Here is an 8,698-nt window from a genome sequence, read left to right as displayed (position 1 = left end):
TTAGCAGTAGTAATAATAACAATTTATTCAGGTTTATACCTATTAAAGAACAATGAAGACCCATCAAAAGCAAAAATTTCTAAAGCATTGAAGATGAATTTATTTACCTTTGTGCCAGTAATGTTAATGATAGTAGTACTTATGATTCCATCTGGAGCAAAAGCAGCAGAGGGCGCAGCTACAGCAGCCGCAGCATCTGATGGACTTAAGTATATTGGTGCAGCTCTTTCAACAGGTCTTGCAGCAATAGGTACAGGTTATGCCGTAGGTACAGTTGGTTCTGCAGCACTTGGAGCTATTTCAGAGGATCAATCAATTCTTGGTAGAACAATCATATTCGTAGGTCTTGCTGAAGGTATCGCTATCTTCGGTGTAATTATTTCTATCATGATACTAAACGCATAAAATGAAAGCAAAGATTCTAACTGATTCAAACAGCTTGCTTACAATGTTTCGACTTGGAGCTATTGAAGCAAGCTTGGTTGGAGATCAAAATTTTGAAGAGGAATTTAGAAATTCGTACAAGGATGAGAATCTTGCTATATTGATAATTACAAGATCAGTTTATAATAATAATAAAAATAGGATTGATAATTATAGAAGAGATTACACAATGCCTTTGATTGTAATTATCGATGGTTGAAAGGATGTAATATGTTAGATCTAGAAGCGAAACTATCGAGTTTTAGGAAGATGGTTTGGGATGAAGAAAAATTAAAAACTGATAATGAATTATTTTTATCAACAGAGAAAAATTCATCCTATATTGATAATAAAAATAAACAAAGAAATAAAGAGTTTGAAGAAAATATTAAAGATAGAAAAAGTTTTTTAAAGATAAGAAAAAATGAAGAAATCTCAAAGATTAAGCAAGAAGAGAAAAATGATTTCTATGCTTATAGAGAAGAATTGCTTGATGATTTTTATAATAGATTAATTAGTAAGCTAAGAGCTTATAAAAAAACTGATGCATATAAACAATCTTTACCAGATGAGATTAAGAAGATGATGAGTGAACTTAATTTATCAGAAGATGAAATTGTTGTGTGCGTTCTTGAGGATGACTTGGATTTAATAGATTTTAAAAATAAACAAGCGATGGATAATACCTATATTGGTGGCTTTATACTAAAGGATATTAACAATGAATTTAGGTATAACTTTAGCTATAAAGAAAGAATAAGAGATAAAAAATATGAATTTGGTAAAAAATTATATCAAGTTCTTGAAAGTGAGCGTTTTGATGAATCCAATAATTAAAACTATTAATGGACCAGTTGTTTATGCTCAAAATGCAAGACACCTTAAAATCAGAGAAATGGTGTCAGTTGGCAAATTGAAGTTAATTGGAGAGGTTATTTCAGTTGACGGTGATCTTGCAACTATTCAGGTTTATGAGGATACATCAGGTCTTAAAGTGGGAGAGGATATTATTTCTACATCAATGCCTCTTTCTGTTAGATTAGGTCCAGGTCTTTTAGGAAATATGTTCGATGGTATTGAAAGACCTCTTAAACATATTATGGATGAGCATGGAGCTTTTATACCATCAGGTATTGGTTTTGATAACTTAGACTTGGAAAAAGAATGGGATGTTAAAATCAAATTTAAAAAGGGCGATAAGATAAAGAAGTCTGATATTTATGCTACTATTAAGGAAACTAATGTCATAGAGCACAGACTTATGTCTAGTTTCAATGGAGTTATTATCGAAGCCAAAGAAGATGGTAAGTATAAACTAGAAGATACAATCCTTAAAGTTGAAAATGATGAGGGTGTTTTTGATCTTAAGCTTTACCAGTATTGGCCAGTTAGAAATCCAAGACCAGTTAAGAAAGCTTTAAGTTTAAAGAACTTACTAGTTACAGGCCAAAGAGTTTTAGACGTATTTTTCCCTATTGCAAAAGGTGGTACTGTTGCTATTCCTGGAGGTTTTGGTACAGGTAAAACAATGCTTCAACACCAACTCGCCCAATATTCTGATGTAGATATTATTGTTTATATCGGTTGTGGTGAGAGGGGAAATGAGATGACTCAAGTACTTGAAGAATTCCCTGACCTTATTGACCCAAATACAGGAAAAGATTTGATGCAAAGAACAATCCTTATTGCAAATACTTCAAATATGCCGGTAGCTGCGAGGGAAGCTAGTATCTATACTGGTATAACCATTGCAGAATATTATAAGGATATGGGCTATGATGTTGCTCTTATGGCCGACTCTACCTCTAGATGGGCTGAGGCGCTAAGAGAAATATCCGCAAGGCTTGAAGAAATACCTGCAGAAGAAGGTTATCCAGCATACTTAGCTAGTAGACTTTCAAAATTTTATGAAAGAGCCGGTTATTTTGAAAACTTGAATGGTAGCAAGGGTTCTGTCACCTTGATAGGTGCAGTTTCTCCGTCAGGTGGAGATTTTTCCGAGCCTGTAACAGAGGCTACAAGAAGAAGTGTAAATGTATTTTTAGGTTTGGACCGTAAACTTGCCTATTCAAGACATTATCCAGCTATAAACTGGTTAACATCTTACACTAATTATTTAGACAAGATGCAAGATTATTACAAAGAGCATTACAATTCAGATATTATTGGCATAAGAAATAAACTTATGAATGTATTGATTTCAGAAGAAGAAGTTAAATCTATTATGATGCTAGTTGGGTCTGATGCCCTATCTGATGAGCAGAAAAATGTACTAGATGTTGCAGCTCTAATTAGAAATGGATTTTTACAACAAAATGCTTATAACGCTGTTGATAAATATGTGCCAGTAGATAAGCAAATATTAATGTTAGACGTTATTGATAAATATAATAACTTAAGCGAACAAGCTCTAAATGATGGTATTTCATATAAAAAGATTTATAATTCTGATTTATTAAATGAAATTAGCCAGATGAAATATAATGTTGAAAATGATAAATTAGATAAGCTTAATCAGCTAGGCTCTAAGATTGAAAATTATTTTGCTAATTTGAGGGGGTAGCTGATGAGAAAAGAATATACTAAAATTAAAAAAATTGAATCATCTATTATCGAGATTGAAAAAGTAACTGATATTGCATATAATGCCCTAGTTTCTGTACACGCAGCAGGAATGGAATTCGTTGGCTCTGTTGTAATGGTTAATGATGATACAGTCACTATAGAAGTTTATGCTAATACAGATAATTTCTCTGTAGAGGATATAGTAGTTAGCTTCTATGAAAAACCTCTAGATTTACCACTAAATGAAAGTATTTTAGGTAGAACTTTCAATGGTATAGGAGAACCTATTGATAACGGTGGAGATATTTACTCGGATGAGACTTATCCAGTTGAGGGACTTGCTTTAAATCCAGTGGCTAGGGAATATCCAAGAGACTTTATTCAAACAGGTATTTCAGCTATAGATACCCTAACAACCCTTATCCGAGGACAGAAGCTTCCGATATTTTCTGGATCAGGCTTGCCACATAATGAAATAGCAGCTCAAATAATTAGACAAGCTAAACTAAAAACCGATGAAGATTTTGCTTTTGTTTTTGCTGCTATGGGTATAAAAAAGGATGAAGCCCTATTTTTCGAAGATGCTTTTTCGAAAGCAGGTGTTAAAGACAAGTTGGTTATGTATCAAAACTTGGCAGACTCTCCTATTATGGAAAGGTTACTTGCTCCTAAGTGCGCTCTTACAGCTGCAGAATACCTTGCCTACAAGAAAGGATACCATGTTCTTGTAATTATTACTGATATGACTTCATATTGTGAGGCATTAAGGGAAGTTTCTTCAATAAGAGGTGAGATTCCATCAAGAAAGGGATACCCAGGTTATCTATATTCAAACTTAGCTAGTCTTTATGAAAGAGCTGGCATGATTCGTGGAGTAAAAGGTTCTGTAACCTTAATTCCGATATTAACTATGCCTAATGATGATATTACCCATCCGGTTCCTGACCTTACAGGTTATATTACAGAAGGTCAGATTGTAATAGATAGGGGACTTTCATCAAAAGGTGTTTACCCACCAATAAATGTTCTCCCTTCTCTTTCAAGACTTATGAAAGATGGTATTGGAGAAGGTTATACAAGAGCAGATCATGAAGATGTCATGAACCAGCTTTATGAGTCTTATTCAAAGGTAATTGATGTAAGAAATATTGCACAAATTGTTGGTGAAGACGATTTATCTCTTGTAGATAAGAAGTATTTAGAGTTTGGTGATGTATTTGAAAGCAAGTTCTTATCTCAATCTCAAAGTGAAAATAGAGAGCTAGAAGAAAGTTTAGACCTTGCTTGGGATATATTAAAAATCCTTCCTAGAAACGAACTTCATAGGGTATCTGAGAAAAACCTTGACAAATTTATAGGTAAAGCAGATGAATAGTGAACAAATAGCTAGTAAGGCAAATCTTATAAAAGCAAAAGAAGAGTTGAAATTACTCGATGTTGGCCTTGATATCCTTGATAAAAAGAGAAAGGCTTTGATGAACGCTCATGAGAGTAAAATTAGAGATAGGGATGCTTTAAACAAAAAAGTTAATGAAACAATGAATTCGGTCAGCCATAGCTTTAATAAGGCTATGGCAAGTATAGGTCAAGCCAAACTGGAAAATTTGGCGGGACTTATACCTATAGATAATTCAATAGAGACTAAAAATACAAAGTTCATGCAGACAGACATGGCAGAAGTGACCTTTAGTCCAAAGAAATTATCCTTATCTTATTCATTTTATCAAACCAACTCGCTTTTTGATGAAGCTTTATTGGCATTTAATAAACTAAGAGCTGATATTTTTAAACTCGCGGAGCTCGATAGTACTATAAATAATTTAGAAATAGAAATAAGAAAATCTAATAAGAAAGTTAACAGTTTGGAAAAGATTCAGATACCACAAAAGACAGAACTTATTAAGAGTATATCTCAAAGCATAGAAGAAAAAGAAAGAGAAGAATTCTCTAAGACAAAAATTGTAAAAAGAAATAAAGAAAAAAAGTCATTGTAATATTTTACGATGACTTTTCTTTTGCCTAAAAGTATTATTTTCTTTTTGATGGCCTAACCATATTCACTTCAAGAGGGGTAACTGTATCATAATCGATAATTCCATCATCATATTGATTTTTTTGCATAGATGCTGAAAGAGCAAAGCCTATACAAACTAAAATTAACAGCTGGAAGGTACCACCATTTGAGAAAAATGGAAGTGGAATACCTGTTACTGGCATAATACCTATTGTCATTCCCACATTTTCAAAGATATGGATGAAAATTAGTCCCGCTATTCCAGTTACCAAAAGACTTATAAATGTATTGTTGGACGATTTTGCAATGGCTATTAGCCTTAAAATTAAAATTGTAAATAAGGCTATCATAATTATAGCACCTACAAAACCAAGTTCTTCAGCTAAAACTGAAAAAATAAAATCTGTTTCTTTTTCTGGTATGTAGCCATATTGAGATTGGCTACCTTGTAAATATCCTCTTCCATTTAACATGCCTGATCCAATGGCAATCATACCTTGTTGTTGTTGCCAGTTTGATCCTGATGTATCTCTTGATGGATTAAGGAAATTTTCAATTCTATCCGCTCTAAAACCACTAAGGTTAGTTAGGAGGAAAATTCCTAGGGCTATACCTGCAAGAGCTAAAATCCCTATCCATTTCCAAGATAATCCTGCTATAAAAATCATAGCAGCTATAAAAAATACATAAACCATTGATGTACCAAAGTCTGGCTGGAGTAGGATTAGACCGATAGGTAGGCCTACAAAAACAATAGTAGCAGCTAAAATTAGAGGAGAGTTAATTGAATACTTGTATTTATCCAAGAAAGCTGCCAAGCTAATTATTAAGATGATTTTAGATATTTCAGCGGGTTGGAAGGAAAAAGACCCCAAGTAAATCCAACTTTTTGCTCCCCATTCATCAAGGCCTCGACCAATGACCAGGGTAATAATCAAAATACCAATCATCAATCCATAGTATATCCAATAGGGTTTTTTAACCACGTCTAAGTCCAAAGTACAGATTAAACCAATAAGTATAAAACCTAATATAGTTGAGAAAATCTGTGTCTTAATTGATGCGATTTTTCCACCATAGGCAGAATATAGGACGATAAGTCCAAAAATCGATAGGGCTAAGGTAGAAATAAATAGTAAGATATCAAAATCTTTGTAATTTTTCTTTTTTAAATTAAACATTTTATCACTCCAATTCTTAATCATTATATAACAGAAATTATGCAAATACAATTTTAGCAGGTAAAAATAAGACTAGTATAATATAAATGAAGGTTGGTGATATTATCTTAAGTAAGAAACAAATAGGAGAAGTCCTAGAATTCTTCGATATAATGTATCCGGATGTTGATCACTCCATGCTTAATTTTACAACACCTTTTGAGCTTTTAGTTGCAACAATACTTTCGGCTCAAGCTACAGATGTGAGTGTAAATAAGGTTACAGGGGAAATGTTCAAAGTAGCAAACACACCGGAAGATTTTGCAAACATGGATATAAAAGAATTAGAAAACCACATAAGGACTATTGGTATATATCGAAATAAGGCTAAAAACATAAAGGCTATGAGTAAAATATTGATAGAAGACTATAACTCAGTAGTTCCTGCCGATAAGAAAGAATTACAAAAACTTCCAGGCGTGGGTAGAAAAACTGCAAATGTAGTATGCGCTAACGCCTTTGGGATACCGTCTATTGCTGTAGATACCCATGTTTTTAGGGTGTCAAATAGGATAGGGCTTGCCGATGCAACAAATGTAGATAAGACACAAGACCAGTTAGAAAAAAATATCGATGAGTTAAGATGGTCAAAAACCCACCACCAATTAATAAGCCATGGTAGGGCTTTGTGTAAGGCAAGAAATCCACTTTGCGAAGAGTGTATGATAAATAAATTATGTCTATATTATAGGAGGAGCGGTGATTAAATTATTTGCTTTTGATTTAGATGGAACGATTCTAGATAATAATTCAGCAGTACAAGAATCAAGCATCGAAGCACTAAAAAAACTGAAAGATGCTGGAATTAAAGTTGTACTTGCTAGTGGCAGAGTATTTCCATCTGTTAAATATAATCAAAATTTACTTGGAATAAAGGGACCGATTGTAGCTACTAATGGTAGTTTAATTAGTCTTGACGGTAAAGATGTTTATAAGAGTTATGAAATTGATGAAGAGCATTTAAAATCTCTTTACGATTTCTGCATAAAGCATAAACTCTACTTTCACATATACGATGATGAAAATTATTACACAAATAGGGTGGATTTAGAAAAAATTAAACATCTTAAAATTGAAAATGAGTATGGAATGAATTATCAAGTCGATATAATTATTAAAAATAATCCGCTTGAGTATATTATGGAACATGGTAAAAAAGCAGTAAAATTTCAAATTTCCGGCATAGATGAAAATGAATTGCCAAGAAATGAAATAGTTGACTTGATTGATAAGCAATTTGGAAAAGAACTTTATATTACATCATCTGGTTTTAGCCAACTAGAAATCAGCAATAAAAATGCAACTAAATGGTCATCAATAGAAGAGATTTGTAAAATATTGGGTATATATACTAGTGAAGTTGCAACCATCGGTGACGCTTTTAATGATATACCAATGGTGAAGGGAGCAGGACTTGGTTTTGCTATGGGAAATGCCAAGGATGAGTTAAAAAAAGTTGCTGATGTAGTTGTAGCAGATAATGAATCTGCAGGAGTTCTTGAGGCCGTAAATTATGTTTTAGAGGCTAATAAAAATGTTTAATATTGTCTTACTTATGCCTGAACATCCTGGCAACGTAGGCAATATTGCTAGGACCTGCGTGCTTACAGAATCAAGACTTCACTTAGTCAGGCCTTTTAAGTTTAATTTATCAGATAAGTATCTAAAAAAAGCTGGTATAGATTACTGGGATTATGTTGATCTTGTAATTCACGATAGTCTTGAAGAATTTTTAGACTATATAAAGGGCAAAAATTTTTATTTAGTAGAAACACCAAGCCAACATAGGTATGTAGATGTAGCTTTTAGTGATGGAGATTTTTTAATTTTTGGACGTGAAAAAGAAGGCATTGATGAAAGTCTGCTTAGGAATTTTAAGGAAAGAATAATTACTATTCCAATGACGCCAAAGATTAATAGGTCATTAAATTTAGCAAATTCTGTATCTATTGTTCTATATGAGGCGTTAAGACAAGTAGATTTTAAATTTTAAAAGGAGTTATATGTACGATATAATAATAATAGGTGGCGGACCAGCAGGCTTAACAGCAGGTTTGTACGCTGGTAGGAGCAAGTTAAAAACTTTAATAATAGAAAAAGATATTTCAGGTGGACAAATTTCTGGAACTGCTTTTGTAGAAAATTATCCAGGCTCAATTGAAAATCCAACAGGAATGGCTCTTTCTGAAAGAATGGAAGAGCAAGCAAAGCAATATGCAAAAGTTGTATTTGAAAATGTCGAAGAAGTAAAACTAGAAGGCGAGATTAAGACAGTTAAGACTGATTCAAATGAATATCAAGCTAAGGTTATAATAATTTCAACTGGTGCAAGGCATAGAAAGCTTGGAGTGCCAGGTGAAGCAGAATTTGCCAATAGAGGAGTCTCTTACTGTGCAACATGTGATGGACCTTTTTACCAAGGTTTAGATATATATGTAGTAGGCGGAGGAGATTCGGCTCGTGAAGAAGCAAACTA

11 protein-coding genes are annotated in these 8,698 nt (G+C 33.2%); 10 read left to right on the top strand and 1 reads right to left on the bottom strand.

Translation table 11 applies throughout. The annotated features are described in order from the left end of the window. The 6 genes from RQ907_RS06190 to RQ907_RS06165 all read left to right on the top strand — a co-directional run. A partial coding sequence (locus RQ907_RS06190; protein WP_311492509.1) for an ATP synthase subunit C occupies positions 1–405 on the top strand: 405 nt, incomplete at its 5' end. Between the two features lies 1 nt (position 406). Then, on the top strand, positions 407–643 hold the full coding sequence (locus RQ907_RS06185) for a V-type ATP synthase subunit F (RefSeq protein WP_311492508.1): 237 nt from the start codon (positions 407–409) through the stop codon (positions 641–643). Between the two features lie 11 nt (positions 644–654). Then, positions 655–1,260: a V-type ATP synthase subunit E family protein gene (locus RQ907_RS06180; RefSeq protein WP_311492507.1), complete on the top strand. Its 606-nt coding sequence runs from the start codon at positions 655–657 to the stop codon at positions 1,258–1,260. After that, positions 1,244–2,986: a V-type ATP synthase subunit A gene (locus RQ907_RS06175; protein ID WP_311492506.1), complete on the top strand. Its 1,743-nt coding sequence runs from the start codon at positions 1,244–1,246 to the stop codon at positions 2,984–2,986. The genes RQ907_RS06180 and RQ907_RS06175 overlap by 17 nt, the downstream gene beginning before the upstream one ends. Positions 2,987–2,989: 3 nt before the next feature. Then, positions 2,990–4,363 carry a V-type ATP synthase subunit B gene (locus RQ907_RS06170; RefSeq protein ID WP_311492505.1) on the top strand — a complete coding sequence of 458 codons (1,374 nt, stop codon included), beginning with the start codon at positions 2,990–2,992 and terminating at the stop codon, positions 4,361–4,363. After that, a complete protein-coding gene (locus tag RQ907_RS06165; RefSeq protein WP_311492504.1) occupies positions 4,356–4,982 on the top strand; it encodes a V-type ATP synthase subunit D in 627 nt (208 codons plus the stop codon). The genes RQ907_RS06170 and RQ907_RS06165 overlap by 8 nt, the downstream gene beginning before the upstream one ends. Positions 4,983–5,016: 34 nt before the next feature. On the opposite strand, the gene rodA is transcribed toward RQ907_RS06165, so the two are convergent. Further along, positions 5,017–6,183, bottom strand: coding sequence for a rod shape-determining protein RodA (gene rodA, locus RQ907_RS06160; protein ID WP_311492503.1), 1,167 nt, complete (start codon positions 6,181–6,183; stop codon positions 5,017–5,019). 86 nt (positions 6,184–6,269) lie between these two features. Here rodA and nth point away from each other — a divergent pair, with 86 nt between their 5' ends. The 4 genes from nth to RQ907_RS06140 all read left to right on the top strand — a co-directional run. After that, positions 6,270–6,929, top strand: a complete 660-nt coding sequence (nth, locus tag RQ907_RS06155) for an endonuclease III (RefSeq protein ID WP_311492502.1) — start codon at positions 6,270–6,272, stop codon at positions 6,927–6,929. Then, the gene (locus tag RQ907_RS06150) at positions 6,922–7,764 is read left to right on the top strand and encodes an HAD family hydrolase (RefSeq protein WP_311492501.1); all 843 of its coding nucleotides are present in this window, start codon (positions 6,922–6,924) and stop codon (positions 7,762–7,764) included. Before nth ends, RQ907_RS06150 begins: the two co-directional genes overlap by 8 nt. Then, positions 7,757–8,215 (top strand): tRNA (cytidine(34)-2'-O)-methyltransferase, encoded by a 459-nt coding sequence (locus RQ907_RS06145; protein WP_311492500.1) that lies wholly within the window; start codon positions 7,757–7,759, stop codon positions 8,213–8,215. The genes RQ907_RS06150 and RQ907_RS06145 overlap by 8 nt, the downstream gene beginning before the upstream one ends. Before the next feature lie 10 nt (positions 8,216–8,225). Next, a partial coding sequence (locus tag RQ907_RS06140) for an FAD-dependent oxidoreductase (RefSeq protein ID WP_311492499.1) occupies positions 8,226–8,698 on the top strand: 473 nt, incomplete at its 3' end.

The organism is uncultured Anaerococcus sp. (genome assembly GCF_963510575.1).
GTDB lineage: Bacteria > Bacillota > Clostridia > Tissierellales > Peptoniphilaceae > Anaerococcus.
The sequence above is the reverse complement of the archived record's forward strand: the minus strand, read 5'-3'. Positions and strand labels throughout refer to the sequence as shown.